Genomic DNA, 24,511 nt, shown 5'->3' with positions numbered 1-24,511 from the left:
ATGAATTATACTGAAGAAAAAATATTAGTAAAGGCAAAAAAGGTTTTAAAAGATTTAAACCCGGCTTACTTTAATGAAGAAAATATCAGCAAAATAGAATACAATGAAAAAGATGAAGTAGCGAGACCTGCTGGTGAAGTTATCAACACTTGGGTAGTGGTGGTAAACGAACCTGTTTTTGATTCTCTTGACTTCCTTGTATTCTCAGATATCTCTGGAGAACCCTTGTACATACAGTCCAAACATTCAATCCATGAAATAAAAAAAGACAGCAACGGGAACTATTATTAAATAATCCTCAGCATATTATCCGGAATAGATTTTTCAAACAAAAAAATAAAACACGACACGTTTTGTCGCATTAACCGCATATATTTGTCTTATAAAACTTTACCATGAATCGCAGTTCTGCTGCACCATAAAAAAAGAGAAATGAAGAAAGATTTTTATCTGACAAGATATGCCTTAATTATAAAAAAATTAGAAAGTTCTCCAGCTACTTATTCCCAGCTGGAGCACTATCTTTTAAACTCTTTCGAATTCCAGGATGCTGGAATCAAAAGTTACTCTATCCGTACCCTGCAGAGGGATATCCGGGAGATTTCTGATCTCTTCAATCTTTCCATCCACAACAAGAAAAAAGGGGACAACCGATATTATATCGAGAGCCGCCCGATCATGGAAGTGGATGAATACAACCAAAAGTTACTGGAATCTTTTCAGGTGAGTAACGCCATGAATACCCACCCCGATTTTTCAGATTTTATATTTTTCGAAAGCCGTAAACCTACTGGTGTGGAGCACTTCTATGACCTGTTCTTCGCCATCAGAAATAAAAGAGTTGTAAGTTTTGAACATTACAATTACAAAAACAAACTGATGACCTCCAGAAAAGTTCATCCTTTAGCTTTAAAAGAATCCAAAGACCGATGGTATCTCATCGCCATTGATACAAAGGATAAAGTTTTAAAATCATTCGGGCTGGATAGAATCAATTATCTGGATGTATCTAAAAATCAGTTCAGAGAGAAATACAAATACAACTTCAGAGAGCATTTCAAAAATGCATTCGGAGTGATGAATCTGGCAGAACAGAAACCACAGAATATTGTATTAAAATGCAGCCGCCATCAGGGAGAATATATCAGAAGTTTTCCGCTTCACCAATCACAAAAAGAGACCAAAGAAACTCCGGAAGAAATCCATTTTGAGTTCTTCCTCCACCCTACTTATGACTTTATGCAGGAGATTCTTTCTTTCGGAAAGGAGGTTACAGTTCTGGAACCGAAAGGCTTAGTTGATGACATCCGCAATCATTTACAGGAATCTTTGAACCGATATCTTGAAAGCTGATTATAAGCAGTAAATTTCATATTTTTTGTTATATTTACATAAATATACCCTTATTGAAAACTCTATCCATTGGCATCAGCTGTTTTATTTCTTCCTTTTTACTGTCACAGCAGAAAGAAGAATTCAGGCTTGTAAAGAATTATTACAACCAGCACAGAAATATGCTGAATAAAGAATTCAAGAAAAAATTTGATGCAGAATCCAATAGCGTAAAAAAGATTGAAATAAAGGGAGATTTTCTCTTTTTCATGAAAAAAATGGACAGCATTGAAAACAATGCAATGATTGGAGCCCTATTAAAGGTCAGAAACCTGGAAGATCTCCAAACCATCAAAAATCCAAGGCTAACCTCATCTAAGAAATTTCAGGATGCAGAAAAGATTGCAGATTATCCCGGAGGGCTTAATTCTTTGAGGCAAGAGGTTGCCAATCTGCTGTATATTGACGGGGTATATTCTGAAGAAAAAATGGTAAAAACAGATGTTGCTTTTATTGTAGAAAAAGATGGAACAGTAAGCAATGTTCATGCACAGGGTGATAATTTCACCTTCAACAGACAGGCTGAAATTGCATTGTATTCCCTGGCGGAAAAATTTTCTCCGGCAATGATAAAAGGAGATCCTATTACTTACTGTTTTAAACTTCCTTTAACTTTAACGATGACGGATTAAATGTTTACTGACGAATATTACATGAAAATGGCTCTGCAGGAAGCAGAAGCCGCCTTAGAAAAAGATGAGGTTCCTATCGGATGTGTTGTGGTTTCCAACAACCGTATTATCGCAAGAGCTCACAACCTCACAGAAACCCTGAACGATGTTACCGCCCACGCGGAAATGCAGGCCATCACCTCAGCTGCTAATTTCCTTGGAGGAAAATACTTAAAAGACTGTACTCTTTATGTAACGATGGAGCCCTGCGTGATGTGTTCAGGTGCCCTTTCCTGGTCACAGATCTCAAAAGTGGTGATTGGAGCACGGGATGAGCAAAGAGGATTTATCAATAAACATCTTTCTCTGCACCCGAAAACAGAAATTATCACGGGAATCATGGAAGCCGAGTGTTCTTCTATTGTAAAAGAGTTTTTTAAAAGTAAAAGATAACCCTGATAAAATCAAGTATATTGGGGCTGAAATAATACCATATAAAAAGCCAGAGGATAATATTCTCTGGCTTTTGTTTTTTATAGAATCCGGAAAGTTTATATTCCTTCTAATCAGTCTTTAAAAATAGAATATCTCACGATGTCAAAATATTCTCCGTCTTTCTTCATTTCCTGTTTCAGAACTGCCTCCTGCTCCATTCCTATTTTCTCCATAATTCTTCCGGAAGCCGGGTTGTGAAGAAAGTGCGTCGCAAAAATTTTATTGAACTCCATTTTTTTAAATCCAAAATCTACAATCGCTTTTGCCGCTTCGGTCACAAATCCTTTATTCCAGTAAGGAATTCCCAGCCAGTATCCCAGTTCTGCTTTATCATCGTCTCTGTCATGCAGCCCGATAGCTCCTAAGATCTGACCTTCTTTATTCCTGATAGCAAAAGTATATCCTGTATGGTTATCAAAAGCTTCTTTTGACATTTTAAGCCATGATCTGGCATCATCTTCCACGTATGGATAAGGAATATTAGAGGTAAGATCAGAAAAAATTCTATGCTGAAGGTATTCAACGATAAAAGGAATATCTTTTTCTTCCAGTTCTGAAAGTATCAATCTTTCGGTTTGTATGATCGGAAATTTATACATGATCGTAAAATTAAGGTTGAGGTTAAGACTAAAGTATTAGCTGGACTAAACCTCAACTTTAATCATTATAATTTATAAATCTTTTCCAAGAAAATAAAGTCCTTTCAAGGTATGAAGCCTGTCCATCACATGAATCTTATCTGTAAGAGGTTTGTAAATATGGGAAACACCACCTGTTGCCACTACAAAACAATCATCATTCACTTCTTCATTGATACGGTCTACAAAACCTTCTACCATTCCCAAAAAACCATATACCATCCCGCTTTGCATACAGGTTACCGTATCCAGTCCTAAAACAGATTTTGGCTTTTTCAGTTCTATATCCGGAAGCTGTGCTGTCTGATTGATCAAAGAGTTCAGTGAGGTAACAATTCCCGGAGCAATAATCACACCTAATGTCTCGCCCGTTTCTGTTACACAACTTGCTGTAAGTGCGGTTCCGAAATCAATAACAATTTTCTTTCTGTTTGGGTACAAATTGTGTGCTGCCACAAGATTGGCATAGATATCTGTTCCCATCTGCTTAGATTTTGCCTGAACACCTGAAGGAGTTGATCTATCAACAATTACAGGAGTAGTCCCGTGAATCTTTTTGATCCCGGAGCTCATTACTTTGGTGAGCTGAGGCACAACGGATCCGATAATTACCTTATCAATTTCTTGTGGATCAATTTTATAGGTTTGATAAAGCATCAGCATCTGTACATAAAGCTCATCTGCCGTTCTGTAAGGTTTTGTATTGATTACCCACGAAATATCACAATTATCACCATTGAAAAGACCAAATCTGATATTGCTGTTTCCTACGTTTATTACAATTGAATTCATTGACATATTTTTCAGAAGAAATGCATTATTTATAATTGAAATTTCTGCTTAATTTTGAGGCAATAAATTTAATAATTTTAAAAAAAAGAATCTGTCATTATCAAACTAAATTACATTGATTCATTTATTTTTTCTTTCTTTAAAACAAATCAGTATATTTAATAACATAACATTATTCGAAACCTCTCATGAGAAAACTTATCATTGGTACTTTATTATGCCTTAGCATCTCTGTTTTTGCACAATCCGGCAATTCGATGGCAAGCATTTTACAAAAAATAAAGAGTCAGTCAAAAATTGATACTCAGGATAAAGTAGTTTATGATCTGATGGATGAGTTTTATCAAAAAAATCTTCAGGCTGACAGTGACGAAATGACTCCCGAGTTTACGCACAGAATTCAAAAAGCAGTTTCTGATCCTAATACCAAAAACATACACCTGCTTTATCTTCTTCTGATGTATCAACAGCATATCAGCCGGGCAGTAGCAGAAGGAAAAAGTCCCAATCCTGAATTTCAGATAGAAACCATGAATCTTCTGGAAAGTGAAACAAAAGAAGTGTATGGAAAGCTCCCGGCGATCATTTACATTTTTAAAACAGAAGCCTTAGATAGCGGCTCAAAAAAGGAAGAAGCAAAAATTACCGTTGCAAACGGATTAAAAGAATATCCTGATTCTATTCCTTTAAAGGTTTATAGTTATTTAAATACGAAAGATGAAGGCTTGAGGCAGGATCTTATTAAAAATCATCCGAATCACTGGATGGTACAGCAATTCGGAATAAAATAAAAAAATCCACAGACTCATCTGTGGATTTTTTTATAGGTTATAATAATTATTTTACTTCAACAAAATTATTCTCCATGTTTACATCGGCAATTCTCTGGCTGAAATCAATTCCAAGAGCAGACAATTGAGATTTTGTGTAAGGAATAGTAAGCGTATATTCTTTCTGTGTCCAAGGCCAATAAGGCATCGTTTTAAAATCACCATAAATATCCTTTTCTTTCCATGTATGCGTCATATTCAATGGAATCTGATAAGTCACTATTTTTTTGTCTGTTGTCATCACACTGAAATCTATCGGCATCGGAACCTGACCATTATTGACTAAAGTAATCGTGGTAGATTTTGCCTCATATTTTACATCCTTAATTCCGTAGTCAATAGTCTTTGTGGTATTGATCCAATAGTTATGGAACCACTTCAGATCCATCCCGGAAACTTTCTGTGCAATGTGAAGGAAATCTCTGTCTGAAGGGTGCTTCATACTCCACTGGTCATAATATTGTTTTAAGGTTTCCGCAAGATTCTGCTCTCCCATAATGTATCCAAGCTGTACCAGATATAACTCCCCTTTTACATAAGAAGCATAAGTATAAGAATTTCCATTATCATGGTGATCTCCCAACCAAACAGCAGGTTCTTCGATTCCTTTTTTAACAAATTTTCTGTAGGCATCTAATCTTTCCATAAAAGGATTTGGTAAATCTTCCGGAAATAGCTGATACATCGTATATCCTTCAGCATAGCTTGTAAAACCTTCATCCATCCATGGACGAACAGATTCATTCGTAGCAAGCATTTGCTGATACCATGAGTGAGATCCTTCGTGAGCCATTAAGCCCAATAAATCTTTAACGTTTTTAGCTTCACCTAAAATCATCGTACACATCCCGTACTCCATTCCGCCATCTCCTCCCTGAATGAATGCATAGGTAGGATATACATATTTTCCAAAGTGAGAATTCATAATCTGGAAATATTTGGTGATATAAGGTTGTGCTTCGCTCCACGCTTTCGTTTTATCATTTTTCTGATAAACCAAATATACTTTAGGTCCTTCCGGAACATTGAAACTTTCTACAGAATAATCTCTGTCTGCACTCCATGCAAAATCAAGAATGTTTTTTGCAGTCCATCTCCAGGTTGCTTTCTTATCTTTTTCTGCCTTTACTTTAGCATTGGCATCGTAGCCTTTTACTTCAGTAGGGTTTTCCAGGATTCCTCCTGCTCCTACTACATAATCTTTGTTGATTTTAATGGTTACATCAAAATCTGAGAACGGAGCATGAAATTCTCTTCCCAGATAATCGAATGTTGCCCAGCCGTCATAATCGTACTCTGCAATTTTCGGATACCACTGAGTCATTGTCATATCTACACCTTCTCTGTTGTTTCTTCCGCTTCTTCTGATCTGCTGAGGGATCACAGAATCCCAATCCATTGTAAAAATAGTGGTAGAATTCGGTTTTATAGGTTCTGCCAGATATACTTTCATAATGGTTTCCTGAACTTCAAATTTCAGGTCTTTTCCATTTTGCTTAATCCAGTGAATATTCTGAGCGCCTTCCTGATCTTTAGGAATGGAAGCTAATCTTGAGATCCCGTCTTTTTGCAGTCTTCCGTCACCATTTTTGCCCTGGGAAGCCACTCTCTGATCCATCATAGAATTGGGCTTGAAAGCATTCCAGTATAAATGAAAATAAACCACATTCAACTCATCGGGCGAATTGTTGGTATATTCTAAAGTTTGTTTTCCCTGATAGGTAAATTTTTCAGCATTAACATCAATATCCATCTTGTACTTCGCAGCCTGCTGATAATAAGCCCCTTGCTGAGCCTGAAATTGTGAAATGATAAACGCAAAAATGATTGCAGCCGATTTTCTCATTTAAAATTTTATTTTTTTCTAAAGGTAGGTAATTTAGATAAGAACCTCAAATAGGAGTTATTTGAAGATTTTATTCTGTTTATTATGGTTTTAGATGGATTTTAATCTGGATTGTTAAATTCTTTTTTGAACTTTATTCGTAACAATTCTTATCTGCCTTTCAACAGTTTTTTGATTAGAGTAATCTGCCCCAGATGATAGTAACAGTGTTCAATCATTCCGTCAATATTTCTTCGGTAGGTTCCGTACTTTTCATCGACAAAAACCTCATCAAGCTTAGAATCAGACATTTGTTCCAGTAATGCTGCAAACTTTTCAGAATCAGTCCGGAGTTTATTCAACAGGTCTTCCCATTGTTGCTGAGATTCTACAGGAGGAAGATCAAAACTGAATTGGTCTTTGATTTCAAGATTACCTCCTTCAAAAACATTGATAATTCCAGCGATATAATAATCAATGTGAAAGGTGAGCATAGCAATGGTGTTCAGGGAATCTACTTTTGCCACCGCCTGTTCCCAGCTCACATCTGAAAGCTGATCTTTAAAATTGGTATTGGCGATCCAGAGACCATCCAGCATAACTTCTCTGAATCTTTTTGATAATTCTGACACTGAACTCATAAATGTTATTTTTGTTTTCTAAAGATAAGTAATTTAACTCCCTTTGATTTTGAAGATAATACAAAAAAAAGATGTCAGCTTTTTAGAAAAACTGACATCCTTTTTGGTTATTATTGTGTTGATATTCGCTACAAATTTGAAAATTATAATACTGATTAACAACTAGTTCACTATATAGAAAATTTTCTTCCATTTTGTTATCGTATTTCTGCTCAGTTGAAAATAATTTGCCAGCTGAAGGTTATTCAGATTATTCTTTTTCTGAAAGTCTAATATTTTCAGGATGGCAGACTTGCTATAGGATCTGTGTTTCTGATTAAAATCTTCTGTTTCTTTATCCGTTTTCCCAAATATTGCCCGGTTCAGTGTTATAATATCTATTGCTGAAAGATTTTCTTTTTCCAGTAAAGGCAGACAGTCTGCTTTTTTCTCAGGATATTTCGCATCAAGAATATCCATGAAGATCTGCTGATAATTAATATTAGATTTTTTCATATTTTTTGATGTTTGATCTTATAAGGTTATCCAATAAAATAAAGACTTAATGATTCTGCCTATTTTCTAACTTTCTGTATTTTTCGATCCATTTGTAAAGAGTCGTTTTTGGTATTCTGTAATCTTCTATTACCTGAAATTTTGTTTTCTTTCCGCTTTCAATGAGTTCCAGTATAAAATCTATAATCTCTCTAGTGTAAATATTTTTTCTGAATTGTGGAAGAACAGTGTTTTTATGGGTGCTCTTTTCAGAAGAAGCTGGTGCATACAATATCAGATGCTGTGTATAAATTCTAAAAAAATCGTATTCCAAAAGTTTGCTCCAACGGAGTAGAACCTCAGCATCTAAGCTTTCTGCTTTATACATTTTGTTTATTTCCTCCTGTGAACATTTCATAAAGCTGCAGATGCGAAATAGGTCTACGCCGCATTCTGTAACTCTTTTTTCAATCATCTTTCCTATATGTATATCTTTAAAATTTGTCATTCTTCAGCTTTTTTAGATTATTAAAAAGATGCAGCCTTCAGTTCTCAATATTTTTTCATCATATTAAAGAAAGAAGCACTGCATCATTATTCAGAACCTGATTTTATATGTTAAAACCCCGCTTTACCTAAAGCATAAGCCATGATATTGTGCAAGAATCTCTCTTGTTGAGTGTCAATCACAGTACCTGCCACTGAGGTATCTCTAAAAGCCCCTTCATCCCAGAAGAAAATAGCTTTCCCTTGGTTTCCGGCAACAAATATTTGAGGAGCAGCTCCATTAGCTGCCAAAAGTGTATATCCTGCAGGCAACTGAGCAGTCGTAACAGCACCAAATGATCCCTGACCAGTTATCAGAGTATTTGTTGTATTACCAAATATTCCATTGTTGATTGCATTTGTATTGGTTGTTGCAGTGCCCACACCAGCACCTACAGCACCTGTGCCTCCAAATGCATTAAACAGACTGGTTCCTGTACCAGAATCAAAAAGGATGATTGCAACTCCTCCTCCATCTACAAACCCTTTGATTTTAGCAGCATCAGCAGCCGTCATATTGGCGAATCCTGTACTTATAACATCATAGTTACTTAATAAGTTGGCCACTGTAAGCCCAGATAAAGTGGATGTGATATTCGTAAAAGTAAACCCATTGAAATTACCTGTATATGTTCCGGCAGTTCCATAATTAGCAGCATTGCTGAGTTGCGAGTTGTACGCTGCCTGTTCAGCACTTCCTATTGCATAGGTAGACCAATACGCAAAACGAACAGTTTTTCTAACAGGTACAGAGTTTGAACAGCTTAAGTTGAGCTTAGCCCACGATCCTGTTAAAGTTCCGGATGCTGATGGTGTTCCACTTAAGTTGTAAGTAATTACTTGTGATTGTCCTGCGTTAAGAGTAGCTGATGCAGGTGTTACAGAAGCTACAGTCACTCCGGTTACGCCACTTAAAGTAAGGTCGCTGGCCTGAAAACCAATTGTAGCCGTAGAGAAGGAATTATTGGTAAGCGTCACAGAAAATGTGGCTCCGGACAATGCTGCTCCTGCAGTATATGTTCCCTGAAATCCGCTTTGAGTACAGTCCGCCGCAATAGTAGGCGTTGTGGAACAAGCGTCACATAAACAGTTTGACCATGCTGTACCATTAAATACTTTCACACATTTCATGCTGCTGTCATAAATAATCGTTCCTTCCGCTACATTTCCTCCCTGGGGGTTTATAATGTTTCCGGTAGAAGCATTGGTAGGCAGCACTAAGCCCATATTATAGGTGGTAGGCTTATTAATATCTAATGCACCTCTGGGTGCTGTTGTTCCGATTCCGACCTGGCTGTTTGCTATTTGAAACAGCATCACTAATAAAATTAATAAATACTTGTTTTTCATAATATAGATTTTAAACTAATTATATTTTTTGCGTTTTTTTAAACTTGAATATTGTTATTTTAGAAATGCCTCACATCCTTTTCAAGATTTTGAAATTTGATAGGAATTGTAAAAGCTTAAGCAGTAAAAAACATGATGAAAGGTGGCGGTCGTGAATAATGAGCCAGCACTTCTTCTTTTACAGGAGATGATGAACGGGCTGAAAAGATGATAACTGATTTTTTTGTAAATGAGTATTTGGATAGATATAAATCTCCGTATACCATCTGAACTTTCTTGACTACAGGATTATTGCTTAAAACCGCAAATCCCAAATAACCTTCAGACAACGTAAAAAATGTATGGCCGCCTTCAAGGGGCTTTAGAAAAGAAACGGCAAGAATCTTTTTTTCAGGATGATAACGTTCAGCTTTTTGACTTTTCGAACTTACATCTGTTCGTTTCTTTTCCGACCTGCGGGCAATTGTCTTTTCTTTATTAAATGTTGAATTTCCAAAATGTTCTACACCATATATATTGACATTTTTTGCAATATAAATTTCAGCTTTTCTGGTACTGATTTTCGTTTCCTTACTACTTGAATCTTTAATATCACCGGAAAAATCATCTGTTGTATAAAGAATAACACCATCCTGTACGCTTACTGCCGGATTATTTTTATTAAAAGTTTGAGAGAATAAAAACACAGAGATGAACTGCAAAAGAAGACCAATAGACATACCGCATCTACGGTATGCTATTGGAAACAAACTTTTTTTCACCAGGATGTTTTTCATCATATAATTAAACAATAGTCCTCTTTAGACTATTATTTAATCCATTGATTTACAAATCAATAATTTTAAAATGAAAATTTTACATCAATATGGGTTTATTGTTGCGTTTTTTCTATACATAAATAACAAACTAATAAAACAGCATATTTACAACAAACTAGAAAGCAGTACTTTAAATTAGCTTGTTTCTCAAAAAAAAGTTTATATTTGCATTATAAAAGTAGTCTAAAGAGGACTACTTTTTTTGTTTTAATTTAGCTGGTAATAATCGCTAAACCCAGCAGAATGACATTCCAATTTTTCCTTTCTAACAATTCTGGTTTACAGAAAAATATCCATCTTAGAATTACTGACAATCAACAAAACAAAACGTATAATTTTTGCACAGATCTTAGTATTTCTGAAGAAAGCTGGGACAAAGAAAAACAGCGTCCCTGCAATATTTATAGGAAAAAGTACAAAATGCTTAATGTAAAACTGGATTGTATAAAAAAGAAAATAACAGGATATATTCATCATAAAGAAGCTGATCATAAAAAAATCCTCAGACGGGAAATATCATGTGAAATACAAAAAATATGTAAAGGAATAGAGGATCCGCTACAGGAAAACACACTCTTATATTACATGCAATGGTACATTGACAGCAAAAAGGATCTCATCTGCCACTCCACTTATAAAAGATATAAAGTTTTTTTCCATCTCCTGGAACGTTTTGAAGGTTTTTTATGTAAATCATTTGATATTGATGATGTTAATTCCGATTTTATAAGGGATTTTATGATTTTTGGAAAGAAGGAAGAATACAGTGAAAATACAACTTACCGTACCATTCATTTTATCAAAACCATTTTAAATTTTGTAGAAAGAAAAGGCATCAGAACCTGTGTAAGGGAACTCGAACTGCGCAGGGAAAAACAAAAGAAAGAGGTGATAACCCTTACAGAAAAGGAAATCACCAAAATACAGAAAACATCCGTTCCGGAAGAGCTGCAAGCCGCAAAAGACTGGCTTCTCATCAGCTGTTATACAGGCCAGCGATTTTCAGATTTTATACGGTTTAATATACAACAGGTACATATTATAGAAGGGAAAACCTGCCTTTCCTTTGCACAACAAAAAACTAAAAAAGAAATTTTCCTTCCTCTACATCCTAAAATACTGCACATCATCGAACGGAATGAAAACTGTTTTCCAAAAACAATGAACATCCAGCACTACAACAGATCCATTAAAGAAATTGCAAAATTAGCCCACCTGAATGAATCTTTAAAATCCCGGAAAAGAATTGGGTACAGAAGCAAGGAAGTACAAACAGAAAAATGGGAAACCTTGTCAAGCCACATAGGGAGAAGGAGTTTCGCCACCAACTTCTATGGGAAAATCCCAACACCACTGCTTATGGAAGCTACAGGACACAGTACCGAACAAATGTTTCTACGGTATATTAATCCCGTAAATAAAGACCGCATTTTATCGCTGAGCAATTATTTTGACACCATTGATAAGGGAAGAATGGTGTATCAATACTAAATACGAATAATACTTGTATCGATCATATAAAAAAACCTCAGATGCAAAATACATCTGAGGCTGATCTTATAATTTTAAATTACAATTATTTTTTAGCAGAAGCTTCTTTCTTTCCACTTCTTAAAATCTTTTCAAGGATTCTTAAAGTGATCAGATATGTTGGCTTTACTCCTGTAAGACCTAAACCTCCTGAAGATAATGTACTTCCTGTTTCCAGTGGATTATCCGATGCATAGTAAGCATACATCACAAACAGATCCGGTGAAATATGATGTCTTATCTTAGATGCTACCTGAATGGCTTTCTGATAATGTGCTCCTTCCATTTCAAGACCAATTGCCTTCCATGAAGTATTCATAAAGTATGATAGAATATCTTTATTCTGAAGAGAAGTTCCTAAAACCGTAATCATTGGTCCTTCAAAAGCTTTTAATTCGTCATCATTGAAATCTTCCAGTTTTAAAGCATTTTCAAAAGGATAATTATCTGCAGTACCTTCAAAGATGTGAGAAGTAGGAATCATAATATCCCCTTTCGCTCCGGTAAGAATACCCGCTTTCCCCATAATGGAAACAGATTTCACATGCATCATGTATACTTCTCCTTTATGTTCAAAAGGTCTAAGCAATTCATCCATTACTTCAAAAGCCTGCTCTCCGAATGCATAATCAAAAACCATCACCACATCATCTCCTCCGAACTTGCAGTCTGCAAATGGTGTATTCTTCAGGTCTGTTTTGCTGAGGTCTATAATCTGTACATCGATATTACTTCCGCTTTTGTCTGCAATATGGATCATCCCTTCATCTAAAGCGTATTTTGAAACTTTATCACGAAGTTCTTTTTTGTTTGAGATCTCTTCGTACAGTTTATAATCCACTTCATGATGCTGTTTCTTTTTAAGGGCATTATTAGCATACAGCATATTTTTCACTGAGTGCATATTGGCAGAAATAATATGTAATGGACGCATGTGAAGATTGTTTTCAAATAAAACCTCTTTCACTTTGTTGGCCCATTTTTCACCAAAATAATGGTGACCTACTCTTTCCTTTAATATAGCACTGAAATGAATTTCTCTTTCTCTGCTTCCTTTTGCATCCTCAAGACTTACTTTTGCTAAGTTGTAGATGATTTTGAATAAGCGGTCAGGATTATGATCATCACCGAAAGTATTGTAAGCTCTTAAGGCCTCATCAAAAGATCTTCCTATTAAAGAAGAAAGATGAATAAGCGCCACCTCTTTTTCTTTTCTGCTGAATTTCTTCTCACCCTTCACTACTTCTTCAATAATTTTGAAAGCACGTGTAGGTTTCCAGTTTTCATCCTGGATAAATGCCAGATTACGGATTTTATCAGCTTCTATAAATAGGAATGTAAGGTGGGTAAGAATGTCATAAATTTCGGAACGGCCCAAAAGAACCTCAATATTCATCTGGTGTTCGTCTATTCTATAACAGTTTCTTCTTCTTTTCTTTGGAACAATAGGTTCGAAACTTCCTTTATCAAACCCTTCATCAGATGTAAGATGAATAAAAGCACATTCTTCAATCCCTTCCGGAAGCCTGTCTAAAACATACATCAAACCGTCAAGTTCCAATTTGCTTGGAATATTCATGGTTCCATAAATTTCCGGATTGATCGTCTTCAACAAACTTCTGATACTCTCTCCTGAAACTCCTCCCGGCTTGAAAAATCCTCTATAAAATAAGTGTCTCATAGAGATGTATAGTCTTTCAATAGCCTCTGTGGTTTCTCTTGCTCTAGAATTTGTCATAAAATAAATTTCACACAAATATACAAAATCTTTACCCATTTTATTTTAACTGTCTTTTAATAAGTAGCTTAATCCCGCGGAATTATTGTAAATTGTACACCATATTATCTATTTACATCTATACCTTTACAAACAACCTTAGAATCTCATATTTTAAGTAGTAAATCACAAAACACCCCATTCAAAAAAGACCAAACAACTGTTTAATTTATATAAATTTTCACAACACCCCTAAAATTTTTAGGGTTAAAATGTTTTCAATTCATTTTTTTTGTAAATTTGCCCTGTAAAAATTCAACCCAATTATGTCAACCTTAAGATTCAAAGCATTAGAAACCCTTCCATTTAAGGATTTCAGAAAAGACAACTCTGTTGAGATCCCTGCGAAATTATCAGAGCTATTCTGCAAAAATGTTTTCTCAGAAGAAACCATGAGAGAATATTTAACGAAAGAAGCATTCGGTTCTATCATGGATGCGATTAAAAAAGGAACTAAAATCCAGAGACATATTGCAGATCAGGTAGCTGTAGCAATGAAAGACTGGGCAATGAGCAAAGGTGTAACACACTATACGCACTGGTTCCAGCCTTTAACAGGTACTACTGCAGAAAAGCACGATTCTTTCTTTACTCCAATTGAAGGAGGTAGAGCTATCGAAAGATTCAGCGGAAATATGCTTATTCAGCAGGAGCCTGATGCATCGTCTTTCCCAAATGGTGGTATCAGAAATACTTTTGAGGCAAGAGGTTATACGGCTTGGGATCCTACATCTCCGGCATTCATTATGGGAACTACGCTGTGTATTCCTTCCATCTTCATCTCTTATACAGGAGAAACACTGGATTACAAAGCACCACTTTTGAGAGCTTTGAACGCTGTAGATGAAGCTGCAACGAATGTAATGCAGTATTTTGACAAAAACGTAACGAAGGTAACTCCTACTTTGGGTTGGGAGCAGGAATATTTCCTAGTTGATTCAGCATTATATCAATCCCGTCCGGACCTTGTATTAACAGGCAAAACATTATTAGGACACTCTCCTGCAAAAGGACAACAATTGGATGACCACTATTTCGGTTCTATTCCTACAAGAGTAATGAACTTCATGAAAGAGTTGGAAATCGAATGTATGAAATTGGGTATCCCTGCAACAACAAGACATAACGAGGTTGCACCAAACCAGTTTGAGCTTGCACCAATGTTCGAAGAAGTGAACGTTGCTGTAGACCACAACTCTTTGTTGATGGACATCATGGCAAGAGTAGCTCACAAGCACCACTTCCACATTCTTTTCCACGAAAAACCATTCGCTGGAGTAAACGGAAGCGGAAAACACAACAACTGGTCTTTAGCAACAGATACTGGTGAAAACCTACTAAGCCCTGGAAGAAATCCAAAGAAAAACTTACAGTTCTTAACATTCTTTGTGAACACCATTAAAGCAGTTCACGAGTATGCAGACCTTTTAAGAGCAAGTATCGCTTCTGCAAGCAACGACCACAGACTTGGTGCCAACGAAGCTCCACCGGCAATTATTTCCGTATTCATCGGAACTCAGTTGTTCAGCGTATTGGAAGAACTTGAAAAAGTAACGAACGGAAAATTATCTCCGGAAGAGAAAACAGAATTAAAATTAAATGTAGTTGGAAAGATTCCTGAAATTTTATTAGATAATACTGATAGAAACAGAACTTCCCCATTTGCATTTACAGGAAATAAATTTGAAATCAGAGCGGTAGGTTCTTCTGCAAACTGTGCAGAGTCTATGACCGTAATGAACACTATTGCTGCAAAACAACTTAATGATTTCAAGAAAGAAGTGGATGCTTTAATTGAAACAGGTCTTAAGAAAGACGAAGCCATCTTTAATGTATTGAGAGAATACATCAAGCAGTGCAAAAACATCATGTTTGAAGGAGACGGATATTCTGATGACTGGGCTAAAGAAGCTAAGAAAAGAGGATTAAACAACCTTAAAACAACTCCTGAAGCTTTAAAGCAGGAAATGGATAAGAAATTCTTAGACCTATATGAAGAAATGGGAATTTTCAACCACAGAGAAGTTGAGGCGAGAAACGAAATTAAATTAGAGAAGTACTCTACTGTTATTGATATTGAAGCAAGAGTGTTAGGTGATATCGCAAGAAACCACATCATTCCTTCTGCCTTAAATTATCAGAACAGATTAATTGAAAACGTGAAAGGTCTTAAAGAAATCTTTGGTGATAAAGAATTCAAGTCTTTAGCAAAAGAACAAATGAGTTTAATTACAAGCATTTCTGAAAATGTTTCTAAAATTAAACTTGGTGTTGAAGATCTTCTTAAAGCAAGAGAAGCAGCAAAAGGTATTTCAGACAGCCAAAAACAGGCAGAAAGCTATTGTAACAAAGTAAAACCATTATTCGATCCTATCAGAGAAGCTTCTGATGCATTGGAAATGATGGTAGACGACGAGCTTTGGCCGATGACAAAATACAGAGAAATGTTGTTTACAAAATAACGTCCTGTAAAGTTCCATATTAGTTTAAATTCCCCGTTTTCCGGGGAATTTTTATTTAACCTAAAATACTAATAGACAAAGACTTCTATAACTTCAAATTTGATACAGAATTTAATTCTACTTTTGCTCTCATTATGAAAATCCTGATCATAGAAGACAACCATGAGCTTGCCCAAAGTATGAAATATTACCTTGAAGGTGAAAGCTACATCTGCGAATGTGCGTATCATTACCATGAAGCTTTAGAAAGACTCAGCTTCAACTCATATGACTGTATTCTACTTGACATTATGCTGCCTGACGGAAACGGATTAAATATTTTGAATTACATTAAAACTGAAAAAATCAACAGCGGAATCCTTATTATTTCTGCTAAAAATGCGTTGGACGATAAGATCAACGGGCTTGAAAAGGGTGCCGACGATTACATCACAAAACCGTTTCATCTACCGGAATTACACGCCAGATTAAGAGCCGTATACCGCAGAAAAAAAATGGATGGTTACAGCGAAGTAAAATTCAATGAAATCATATTAAATACAGACACTTACGAAGTAATCATTCACACGGCAAGACTGGAAGTCACCCAAAAAGAATTTGAATTGCTGTTGTATTTTCTGGTGAATAAAAACCGCGTGTTATCCAAGCAGTCTATCGCCAATCATCTTTGGGGTGATTATACCGATAATTTAGCTAATTTCGACTTTGTTTATCAGCACGTTAAAAATCTAAGAAAAAAAATAGGAGCTGCGCACGGCAACGATTATATTGAAACCATCTACGGATTGGGATACAAGTTCAATGCTTTAAAATATAGTGTTACATGAATTTATTGAATAAAATATCAGTCTGGTTTATTGCCATTATACTACTCGTTACTCCTGTAAGCATGTACATTTCGTATACCAGTATAAAAAAACGTCTCGATAACATTGAAATAGAAAGACTTAAGCACGTTAACATCTTCGTGATTAATCAAATAAAAAAGGGAGAAGATCCCGCAAAAACATCTCAGGGACTTCCAATCTCCATTAGCTTACAAAGTAAAAAAAATATTTCTTCCGAACCGGAAGTTATTCATACCTGCCTGGAAAACAAAGGGGTTTCCAATAATGAATGTAAAATCCAGGTCAATTCTTATACAAAAGTTGATGACAAAATTTATAAAATTTCTTCATACGGCTACGTTTCCGCTACGCAGCAGATCATGAGCGGAATGCTGGTTGCTCTTTTCTGGAAATTATTATTAATCACACTCATCGTTTTTATCACGGCAAGAATTTTATCTAAATTCATATTAAAGCCTTTTCATCATGCTATCAATGCACTTCAGCAGTTCAGTATTCAGAAAAAAGAACGTCTGCAGCTTTCAGAGACAAGCACCAAAGAGTTTAAAAAACTTAATGAATTCTTGAAAACAATGACAGACAAAGCATTGGAAGACTATGCTTCTGTGAAGGAATTTTCAGAAAACGCTTCCCATGAAGTTCAAACTCCTTTAGCCATTATTCAAAGTAAGATAGAATTGCTGGCAGAAACAGAGATCAATGAAAGCCAGGCTATTCTGTTGACAGACATTCAAAATTCCATTGATAAATTAAGCAGAATAAACCGCTCATTAATTCTCTTAACCAAACTGAACAACAATGAATTTTTAACGAACAAGGAGCTGAAATTCTGTACTGTTGAAAAGGAGGCATTATGCATGTATGCTGACCACCTCGCATTGAAGAACATTACGTTAAACAGGAATTGTGAAAAAAGTGTTTTCATCAAAATCCATCCTACATTAGCCGAAATTCTTTTGAGTAATCTTCTTTCAAATGCCATCCGCCATAATCTTGAAGGAGGAAAAATTGAAATTAACTTAACACACAATTATTTTCAAATTAACAACACCGGACTTCCTCCTCATGTTCCGACACAGGAGCTGTTCAAACGATTCAAAAAAAGCAATCAGTCCCAGGAAAGTATCGGTCTTGGCCTTTCTATTGTGAAACAAATTTGTGAAGTCAATGACTTTTCTGTTCATTATGATTTTGCTGATGGCTGGCACAGCATTACCGTTTATTTTGACAATACCAACATGCACGAATCTTCCATTTCTGAAAGAATATTAACAGAAAACCCAATCGCTTTTGAACCCGTAGAACAGATGATAAATTTTGCTAAATAACGATTCTCTTCATCACTTTCCCCAACTTCAAATTTGCTTCAAAATGTATCTTTTACTTTGAAAAAAGAAAAATACGTTAGATGCTTTCAAGAGTTTTTATTCTCGCATTATTATCCGTTTTTTTTACGAACACAACAAAAGCACAGCAGGTTCTTACCCTCCAGTCTGCGCTGGAAACAGCTGTTCAAAATTACGGATCCATCAAAGCCAAAGAATCTTATCGGCTATCATCGAAGGAATCAATAGAATTGGCAAAACGGCAATATCTGCCTAATCTTAACATTAGTATCCAGCAGGATTACGGAACTGTCAATGGACAAAACGGTCCTTTGTATGGTTTCGGAGGATATGGAGCAGCCTCATCCGGACTTCCTCTTCCCGATCAAAACTGGAATGCTTCTTTCGGAGCTTTATATCTGGCCAACGTCAACTGGGAGTTTTTCTCTTTTGGAAAGGCCAAACAAAGAGTGAAAGTGGCGGAATCTAAAAATCAGAGAGACACCAAAGATGTATCGGATGAAATCTTCCAGCATAAAGTAAAAGTAACAGCCGCTTACCTGAATGTTTTAGCAGCTCAGAAATTAAAACTTTCCTACGCCAGAAATCTGGGAAGAACCGATACCATCAGAAGAATTGTTGAGGTGAAAGAAAAAAACGGCATCGTTCCCGGAGTTGATTTATCTCTTGCAAAAGCGGATTATGCCAATGCAATGATCACTTACACCAAAGCAAAGGACAACGAACAGGAACAGGAAAACAAATTGGCCCAGCTATTGGGAATTCCCGCTCAGGAATTTGTACTGGACAGCACTTTACTGAAAAGAATTCCGGCAGATTTCCCAACAGAAAAGAGTACTTCCCTGGAAAGCCATCCTTTATTGGCTTTATACAAAAGCAGAATTGATGTCAGCGAACAGGAAAAACAATTCCTTAAAACCCAGTATTATCCATCATTTTCAATGGTTGGTATTATTCAGACGAGAGGTTCAGGATTCGGGAATAATTATGCACAAAATCAGAATGATTTTTCATCTTCTTATTGGGATGGTGTTCATCCTACAAGAAGCAATTATCTGCTCGGGATTGGTGTTTCCTGGAATTTCACACAAACGTACAGACTCTCAAAGGAAATAAGTGCTCAGGATTACGTAAGCCAGGGTTTAAAACATGAATATGATCTTGCAGAACAGCAACTAAAAGCCCAGCTGGATTTATCTGATAATAAATGGAAAAATGCAGTCCTGATTTATGATCAGGTCCCAATTCAGCTCAAATCTGCCAATGATGCTTATATCCAACGTTCTGTTTTATACAAAAATGGATTAACTGATCTTGTGGATTTATCCCAAGCTATTTATGCACTCGTAAGAGCCGAAACCGACAGAGATATTGCCGTAAGCAACGTCTGGAATGCTTTATTATTAAAAGCAGCCGCAATGGGCGATTTCTCTGTATTTGAAAACGAACTGTAAGATGAATATCAATTATAAATCAATAGTATCTCAATGAACTTAATAAGATTTGCATTAAGAAAACCCATTACGATTTTAGTGATTGTTGCCGGACTTTTTTTCTTCGGAATCCGGTCGATGAACTCTATTAAAGTCGATATCTTTCCAAAACTGGATTTACCGGTAATTTATGTTTCCCACCCTTTCAGCGGGTATACCCCACAGCAGATGGAGGCATTTTTTGCCAAACAATACATCAATATTTTCCTTTTTGTGAATGGGATTAAAAGTATTGAAACCAAAAATATTCAGGGACTTACGTTAATGAAAATTAATTTCTACCCCGGAACCGATATGGCTCAGGCCGCAGCAGAATTAAACTCATTTTCCACCAGAATCCAGGCGGCATTTCCACCAGGATCCAACCCTCCTTTTATCATTCGCTTTGATGCTTCCACCCTTCCGGTGGGGCAGCTCGTGTTAAGCAGTGATAAGAGATCAAACAATGAACTGCTGGATCTAGCCAATGTTTATGTACGTTCCACATTTACTTCCATTCCGGGAATTGTTTCATCACCTCCTTTTGGGGGAAATATCCGCACAGTTGTCATTAATGCTAATCCTGACTTGCTCCGGCAGCATAACATGACCCCCGACCAGCTTGTGGAAGCCCTTCGTTTGAACAACCAGACCGCACCTTCCGGAAATGTAAGGATCGGAGACAAATATTATATCACTCCCACCAATACGATGATTAAAAACGTAAAAGATTTCGAGAACATTCCTTTGTACAAAGGCAGTGTCCAGAATCTTTATTTAAGGGATGTTGCCACAGTAACCGACGGAGCAGATATGACCTCCGGTTATGCTTTGGTAAACGGCCGCCGTTCGGTGTATCTGAGTATTGCTAAGAGTGCCGATGCCTCGACTTGGGATGTTGTGCAGAATTTAAAGAAGCAATTGCCACAGATTCAATCCAATCTTCCGGATGATGTGAAAGTCAGTTTTGAATTTGACCAGTCAACCTATGTAATTAATTCTGTGAAGAGTTTACTGAGTGAAGGAACTATCGGAGCCATACTCACCGGATTGATGGTTATTTTATTCCTCGGAGACATCAGGGGAGCATTGATTGTAATTCTTACCATTCCTACCTCTATTATTTCGGCGGTTTTATTTCTAAATCTTTTCGGTCAAACTATTAATATCATGACCTTAAGCGGACTTGCACTCGCCATTGGAATTCTCGTGGATGAAAGTACCGTTACCATAGAAAACATTCACCAGCATCTGGACATGGGCAAACCAAAATCCCTTGCCGTTTGGGATGCCTGCAAGGAAATTGCCTTTCCAAAACTATTAATTCTATTTTGTATTCTTGCTGTTTTTGCACCTGCATTTACGATGGGAGGAATTCCGGGATCTTTATTCCTACCTCTTGCATTGGCCATTGGGTTCAGTATGATTGTTTCCTATTTCCTTGCACAGACTTTCGTTCCTGTGATGGCAAACTGGATCATGAAAGTAAAGCACCACAAAGCAAAAGACGGTCATGTTCTGACAGATTCCGAAGAACTACAAAGAGCCGGATTAAGTGATGAAAGTGATACATGGAGCCAGAAAGAGATTCTTCTGCAAAACGAAGACAGCAACCGTGACGGAAAAGTAAGTATGTTTGAAAAAATCCGTTTCCGATATCTGAAGTTTTTAGATAGAATCATGCCTTACAGAAAAATCGTGGTCTCTGCCTATATTCTATTGATGATGGCAATGGTGGCTCTATTCTTGAACAGCATTGGACGAGACGTTCTGCCACAGGTAAATGGAACTCAGTTTCAGGTAAGAACGCGTATTCCGGATGGAACAAGGATAGAAAAAAATGAACTTCAAACCTTAAAATTATTAGATGGAATCAAAGAAATTGTTGGTAAAGACAATGTTTCAATCACCTCTGCCTATGTAGGAACACACCCTACTCTTTTCTCGGTAAGTCCGATATACCTTTGGATGGCAGGTTCTCATGAAACCGTTTTACAGGTAGGATTAAATGAAGACTACCATACCAATATGGATGATCTGAAAGACAAGATCAGAGAAAAAGCAAAAAGCATTAATCCTGATATGAAATTATCTTTTGAGCCTATTGAATTAACAGAAAAAATACTTAGCCAGGGATCTCCTACCCCGATTGAAGTAAGACTATCAGGAAGAGATAAAAGTGTGAACGAGGATTATGCTAAAAAAATAGAAGCCGAACTTAAGAAAATTCCGTACTTAAGAGATGTTCAGATAGGTCAGTCTATAAAATATCCTGCACTCGACATCAATGTTGACCGTGTTCGCGCGGCTCAGCTGGGTATTGACATGTCTGATGTTTCACGCTCATTGGTAGCTTCCACTTCATCGTCAAGGTTTACGGAAAAAAATATCTGGACAGATGAAAAAGCGGGTTACAGCTACAACGTTCAGGTTCAGATTCCTGAAAATAAAATGAACAGCAAAGAGGAAATTGCAGGAATTCCGTTACTGAAAAATTCTAACAGACCAAATCTTGGTGATGTAGCTACGATTAAAAACAGCTTCACTTATGGAGAAACCGATAACCTTGGAGCAATGCCAACACTCACTGTTACAGCCAATCTAAATCACACCGATTTAGGAACAGCTTCCAGAGATGTTCAAAAAGTAATTGATCATATCGGAGAACTTCCGAGAGGTCTTAATGTTCAACTAATTGGCTTAAGCCAGACTTTAAATGAAACATTAAGCAGCTTACAATACAGTTTGATTATTGCTATTGTTGTGATATTCCTCATGCTTGCCGCTAACTTCCAGTCTTTCAAAGTGTCAGGAGTTGTATTGGTAACTGCACCAGCGGTTTTGGTAGGATCTTTAGCATTATTAATTATCAGTGGATCAACGCTTAACCTCCAATCCTACATGGGAATCATCATGTCTGTCGGAGTTTCCATTTCAAATGCTGTATTGTTGATTACCAATGCGGAACAATTAAGAAAACATAACGGAAATGCCTTACTTTCAGCCAGAGAAGCCGCCGCGTTGAGGTTAAGACCTATCGTAATGACAGCATTAGCAATGGTTGTGGGAATGGTTCCTATGGCATTAGGACTGGGAGAAGCCGGAGATCAGGTTTCACCATTGGGAAGAGCTGTAATCGGAGGTCTGGTTGCTTCTACATTTGCTGCCCTTTTCATCCTTCCGCTTGCATTTGCATGGGGACAAGGAAAAGCGACTACTCAAAGTGTTTCCCTTGATCCTGAAGATGAGGAAAGTATTCACTTTATGCCTGAAATTGTAAAATAAGTAACCTTAAGCTATTAAAAATAAAAGATGAACAAATTATATAAATATTTAATTCCGGCAGTACTGATTTTCAGCCTTCAAAGTTGTGGTCATGAGGAAAAGAAGGAAGCAAAAAAATCTACAGAACCTTCAGCACCGGAAATAGAAACGGTAAATCCCAGACAGGAAGACTTTTCTTCCTCCACTGCTATTCCGGGAGAATTGCAGCCTTATCAGAAAGTGGATGTTTATGCCAAGGTAAGCAGCTTTGTTAAAAAACTGTATGTGGATGTCGGAAACGAAGTAAAAGCGGGTCAGTTACTGGCCACTTTAGAAGCTCCTGAGATCAATTCTCAGCAAAGTGCTGCTTCATCAGCTTTAAAATCAAAAGAAGCCCTTTATATTGCCAGCAAAGCGAAATATGACCGTTTAAAAGAAACGAGCAAAACTCCCGGAACCATATCCGCTCTTGATCTGGAGCAGGCTTTAGCTGCACAGAAATCTGATATGGCACAGTTGGAAGCAGCAAAAGCATCCTATCGTGAAGTTGCAGATGTTAAAAATTATCTGCAGATCAGAGCACCGTTCAGTGGAAATATTGCAACGAGAAATGTAAGTGCGGGTGCTTATGTAGGGCCGTCAGGAAAAGGCTCTGATCTTCCGATGTTCAGTCTTGTACAGCAGGATAGACTTCGTCTGGTTGTGAATGTTCCGGAATCTTACACCGGATTATTGAATAAAAACGGAGATATTAAATTCTCTATCCAGTCTATTCCCGGAGAAACTTTCATGGCAAAAGTATCGAGATTTGCAGGAGCTTTAGACAACAAATTACGTTCCCAATGGGTGGAAATGGATGTCTATAATAAAGACAAAAGGCTTTTACCGGGAATGGTCGCCAATGTTATTCTTCCTTTGAGTGAAAACAGTAAATCATTGTCTGTTCCTACTTCTGCCGTGCTAAATTCTACTCTGGGAGTATTCGTCATTAGAGTAGAAAAAAATACTGCACATTGGGTTCCTGTGACATCAGGAATTGCCAATGGTGAGACTACAACGATTATCGGGCAGGTATCACCTAGCGATGTGATAGTTAAGAGCGCATCAGAGGAAATCCGTGACGGGCAGAATATTAGAATTAAAGCCCCGAAATAGGCTTATAATAACGTTTTTATTAACAAAAATTATAATCCGTTTTTTAGACTTAAAAATAGAAAGAACATACTGATTCAGGATAAACCGAAATGAGTTTGTTAAAGAATCTTAATAAAAAAAACCGCACACTTACCAAAAATAGGCTGTTGCGGTTTATTTTTCTTTAACATATGTAAATAATATGTTAAAATGTGTTAAAGTAAGAGCCTGATAATTATCATAACAGGTGTCTTTTGCTCGGAATC

The 24,511-nt window shown here is 36.7% G+C and carries 21 protein-coding genes; 12 read left to right on the top strand and 9 right to left on the bottom strand.

Translation table 11 applies throughout. From position 1 onward, the window contains the following. The 4 genes from LKL37_RS16120 (at window position 1) to LKL37_RS16105 (ending at window position 2,456) form a co-directional block, all read left to right on the top strand. Complete coding sequence (locus LKL37_RS16120; RefSeq protein WP_353147466.1) at window positions 1–291, top strand: hypothetical protein; 291 nt, start codon at window positions 1–3, stop codon at window positions 289–291. A 141-nt stretch (window positions 292–432) separates the two neighbouring features. Beyond that, the gene (locus LKL37_RS16115; RefSeq protein ID WP_431611522.1) at window positions 433–1,353 is read left to right on the top strand and encodes a helix-turn-helix transcriptional regulator; all 921 of its coding nucleotides are present in this window, start codon (window positions 433–435) and stop codon (window positions 1,351–1,353) included. A gap of 53 nt (window positions 1,354–1,406) precedes the next feature. Then, a complete protein-coding gene (locus LKL37_RS16110) occupies window positions 1,407–2,024 on the top strand; it encodes an energy transducer TonB (RefSeq protein ID WP_431611521.1) in 618 nt (205 codons plus the stop codon). After that, a complete protein-coding gene (locus LKL37_RS16105; RefSeq protein ID WP_431611520.1) occupies window positions 2,025–2,456 on the top strand; it encodes a nucleoside deaminase in 432 nt (143 codons plus the stop codon). It abuts the gene before it with no gap. A 113-nt stretch (window positions 2,457–2,569) separates the two neighbouring features. Here the strand turns inward: LKL37_RS16105 and LKL37_RS16100 are convergent, their stop codons facing one another. Both LKL37_RS16100 and LKL37_RS16095 read right to left on the bottom strand, forming a co-directional pair. Further along, entirely contained in the window at window positions 2,570–3,097 is a 528-nt protein-coding gene (locus tag LKL37_RS16100) for a GNAT family N-acetyltransferase (protein ID WP_431611519.1), read from the bottom strand. A gap of 72 nt (window positions 3,098–3,169) precedes the next feature. Beyond that, window positions 3,170–3,928 (bottom strand): type III pantothenate kinase, encoded by a 759-nt coding sequence (locus tag LKL37_RS16095; protein WP_105700646.1) that lies wholly within the window; start codon window positions 3,926–3,928, stop codon window positions 3,170–3,172. A 188-nt stretch (window positions 3,929–4,116) separates the two neighbouring features. Between LKL37_RS16095 and LKL37_RS16090 the strand changes: the two genes are divergently transcribed. After that, on the top strand, window positions 4,117–4,719 hold the full coding sequence (locus tag LKL37_RS16090) for a hypothetical protein (RefSeq protein WP_431611518.1): 603 nt from the start codon (window positions 4,117–4,119) through the stop codon (window positions 4,717–4,719). 46 nt (window positions 4,720–4,765) lie between these two features. Here the strand turns inward: LKL37_RS16090 and LKL37_RS16085 are convergent, their stop codons facing one another. The 6 genes from LKL37_RS16085 to LKL37_RS16060 form a co-directional block, all read right to left on the bottom strand. Then, window positions 4,766–6,604, bottom strand: coding sequence for a M1 family metallopeptidase (locus LKL37_RS16085; RefSeq protein ID WP_431611517.1), 1,839 nt, complete (start codon window positions 6,602–6,604; stop codon window positions 4,766–4,768). 149 nt (window positions 6,605–6,753) lie between these two features. Further along, window positions 6,754–7,224, bottom strand: a complete 471-nt coding sequence (locus LKL37_RS16080) for a DinB family protein (RefSeq protein ID WP_431611516.1) — start codon at window positions 7,222–7,224, stop codon at window positions 6,754–6,756. 162 nt (window positions 7,225–7,386) lie between these two features. Continuing rightward, a complete protein-coding gene (locus LKL37_RS16075; protein ID WP_431611515.1) occupies window positions 7,387–7,719 on the bottom strand; it encodes a helix-turn-helix domain-containing protein in 333 nt (110 codons plus the stop codon). Window positions 7,720–7,765: 46 nt separating this feature from the next. Then, window positions 7,766–8,206: a transposase gene (locus LKL37_RS16070; RefSeq protein WP_431611514.1), complete on the bottom strand. Its 441-nt coding sequence runs from the start codon at window positions 8,204–8,206 to the stop codon at window positions 7,766–7,768. Between the two features lie 110 nt (window positions 8,207–8,316). Next, window positions 8,317–9,594 (bottom strand): hypothetical protein, encoded by a 1,278-nt coding sequence (locus tag LKL37_RS16065; protein WP_431611513.1) that lies wholly within the window; start codon window positions 9,592–9,594, stop codon window positions 8,317–8,319. A 116-nt stretch (window positions 9,595–9,710) separates the two neighbouring features. Next, the gene (locus LKL37_RS16060) at window positions 9,711–10,373 is read right to left on the bottom strand and encodes a hypothetical protein (RefSeq protein WP_431611512.1); all 663 of its coding nucleotides are present in this window, start codon (window positions 10,371–10,373) and stop codon (window positions 9,711–9,713) included. Between the two features lie 282 nt (window positions 10,374–10,655). Here LKL37_RS16060 and LKL37_RS16055 point away from each other — a divergent pair, with 282 nt between their 5' ends. Then, window positions 10,656–11,903 carry a tyrosine-type recombinase/integrase gene (locus LKL37_RS16055; protein ID WP_431611511.1) on the top strand — a complete coding sequence of 416 codons (1,248 nt, stop codon included), beginning with the start codon at window positions 10,656–10,658 and terminating at the stop codon, window positions 11,901–11,903. Window positions 11,904–11,988: 85 nt separating this feature from the next. Here the strand turns inward: LKL37_RS16055 and LKL37_RS16050 are convergent, their stop codons facing one another. Then, window positions 11,989–13,680 carry a DUF6909 family protein gene (locus LKL37_RS16050; protein WP_431611510.1) on the bottom strand — a complete coding sequence of 564 codons (1,692 nt, stop codon included), beginning with the start codon at window positions 13,678–13,680 and terminating at the stop codon, window positions 11,989–11,991. A gap of 305 nt (window positions 13,681–13,985) precedes the next feature. On the opposite strand from LKL37_RS16050, the gene LKL37_RS16045 reads away from it, so the two are divergent. From LKL37_RS16045 to LKL37_RS16020, 6 genes are all read left to right on the top strand, one after another. Then, complete coding sequence (locus tag LKL37_RS16045; protein ID WP_431611509.1) at window positions 13,986–16,181, top strand: glutamine synthetase III; 2,196 nt, start codon at window positions 13,986–13,988, stop codon at window positions 16,179–16,181. A gap of 134 nt (window positions 16,182–16,315) precedes the next feature. Further along, on the top strand, window positions 16,316–17,008 hold the full coding sequence (locus tag LKL37_RS16040) for a response regulator transcription factor (RefSeq protein WP_431611508.1): 693 nt from the start codon (window positions 16,316–16,318) through the stop codon (window positions 17,006–17,008). Beyond that, entirely contained in the window at window positions 17,005–18,357 is a 1,353-nt protein-coding gene (locus LKL37_RS16035; protein WP_431611507.1) for a sensor histidine kinase, read from the top strand. The genes LKL37_RS16040 and LKL37_RS16035 overlap by 4 nt, the downstream gene beginning before the upstream one ends. Window positions 18,358–18,437: 80 nt before the next feature. After that, window positions 18,438–19,829 carry a TolC family protein gene (locus LKL37_RS16030; protein ID WP_431611506.1) on the top strand — a complete coding sequence of 464 codons (1,392 nt, stop codon included), beginning with the start codon at window positions 18,438–18,440 and terminating at the stop codon, window positions 19,827–19,829. Between the two features lie 33 nt (window positions 19,830–19,862). Further along, window positions 19,863–23,132, top strand: coding sequence for an efflux RND transporter permease subunit (locus tag LKL37_RS16025; RefSeq protein WP_431611505.1), 3,270 nt, complete (start codon window positions 19,863–19,865; stop codon window positions 23,130–23,132). 27 nt (window positions 23,133–23,159) lie between these two features. Further along, a complete protein-coding gene (locus LKL37_RS16020) occupies window positions 23,160–24,266 on the top strand; it encodes an efflux RND transporter periplasmic adaptor subunit (protein ID WP_431611504.1) in 1,107 nt (368 codons plus the stop codon). The last annotated feature ends 245 nt before the right edge of the window (window positions 24,267–24,511 follow it).

It is taken from the genome of Chryseobacterium sp. 'Rf worker isolate 10' (genome assembly GCF_050753305.1).
Lineage (GTDB): Bacteria > Bacteroidota > Bacteroidia > Flavobacteriales > Weeksellaceae > Chryseobacterium.
Note: the sequence above shows the minus strand (reverse complement) of the source record. Positions and strands in the feature narration are given on the sequence as shown.